Annotated in this window: 1 protein-coding gene; it reads right to left on the bottom strand. The window is 69.5% G+C overall.

Annotated elements, in window-relative coordinates; all coding sequences use genetic code 11:
* Positions 1–67: 67 nt before the first annotated feature.
* Positions 68–1285 carry an IS110 family transposase gene (locus ACIQNG_RS39095; protein ID WP_401492028.1) on the bottom strand — a complete coding sequence of 406 codons (1218 nt, stop codon included), beginning with the start codon at positions 1283–1285 and terminating at the stop codon, positions 68–70.
* Positions 1286–1552 lie beyond the last annotated feature (267 nt).

The following is a 1552-nucleotide window of genomic DNA, read 5'->3' as shown; positions in this document are numbered from 1 at the left end:
GGGGGTGCCTCTATGTCCTTCGTCAAGGCGTCTCTGTGGGGTTTGGGGTGATTCGGGCTGGCTGGGGTCATGCGGCGAGCTCGACGTCCGCGGGCGGGCGGGATTCGTAGAAGGTGCCGTCTCGGAGCATGGCGAACAGGACGCTGATGCGTTGGCGGGCGAGGCGGAGGAGGGCCTGGGTGTGAGTTTTGCCGCGGGCGCGTTGCTTGTCGTAGTAGGTGCGGGAGGCGGGATCGGCGTTCATGCAGGCGAAGGCGGAGAGGAACATGGCGCGTTTGAGCTGCCGGTTTCCGCCGCGTGGTGCGTGTTCGCCGTGGATGGAGGTCCCCGACGACTTCGTGGCCGGGGCGAGTCCGGCGTAGGAGGCGAGGTGGGCGGCGGTGGGGAAGCTGGTGCCGTCGCCGACGGTGACCAGCAGGACGGCGGCGGTCCTGACGCCGACGCCGGGCATCGACGTCAGGACCGGGGAAAGAGGGTGGGCCTCCAGCAGGGCGTTGATCTGGGCTTCCAGAGCCCGGCGCTGCTCCTGGACAGCGGCGAGAGAGCGGGCCAGGGAGGGCACGACGATGTCGAGGGTGCCGGTCCCCGGGAGCACGACGGTCTGCTCGTCCAACGCCTCGAAGACATCGTCGATCAGCCGGGCGGCCATGCGCGGGGCCTTGGGCCGGATGAGCTCGACGAGCCTGCGGCGGCCGGCCTTGCGCAGTGCGGCCGGGGAGCCGTAGCGCTCCAGCAGCCAGGTGACGGCCTGGTGGTCGAGGCGAGGGCCCAGGACTCGTTCCAGCGACGGGTGGAACTGGGTGAGCAGGCCGCGTATCCGGTTGGACGCGCGGGTGGCCTCGGCCGCGAGGTCCTGGTCGAAGCCGACGAGGACCGTGAGTTCGGCGGTGATCTCATCGGTGAGCTCCAGCGAGCGCAGGGTGTGCGGCATGGTCCGGGCCGCGTCCGCGATGACCGCAGCGTCCTTCGCATCGGTCTTGGCCTCGCCCGGATACAGGTCGGCGATCCGTCGCATCGCGAGTCCGGGCAGGTAGGCGACCTTGCAGCCCGCGTCCCGGGCGACCGTGAGCGGGAGGGCTCCGATGGATGCGGGCTGGTCCACGATCACCAGGACCGTGCCGAACTTCGCGGCCAGCTTGTCGAACACCGCCCGCAGTTTCGGCTCGCTGTTGGGCAGCTGCTTGTCGAAGACCTTCTTGCCGGCCGGAGTCAGCCCGTGTCCGTGATGGGCGCTCTTGCCGACGTCCAGGCCGAGGAACACGCCCACGTCTTCGGTGTCGAACATCGCACCTTTCCAAGGGAGTTGAAGGTTCCGGCCTCGGCAGTGGTGTCGTACGCGCGCATCCACGTTATGCAGACCTGCCGCCTGCGAGCTGTCCGGCATTGCGCCGGACCGGGCGGTGGCCGGACCTCTGATCAGCGTCTCCGACGGCACCTCCCGAGCCCGGTGGCACCACCCCCCAGGTCATCCGTTCGACAGGGGGCAAAAGTCATGCCGGGCCCGGAGGCCAGCGGTCCTATTGCAGGACCGCGGAAACCATAACGGGGCGGG

Source organism: Streptomyces sp. NPDC091377 (assembly GCF_044757045.1).
Taxonomy (GTDB): domain Bacteria; phylum Actinomycetota; class Actinomycetes; order Streptomycetales; family Streptomycetaceae; genus Streptomyces.
Note: the sequence above shows the minus strand (reverse complement) of the source record. Positions and strands in the feature narration are given on the sequence as shown.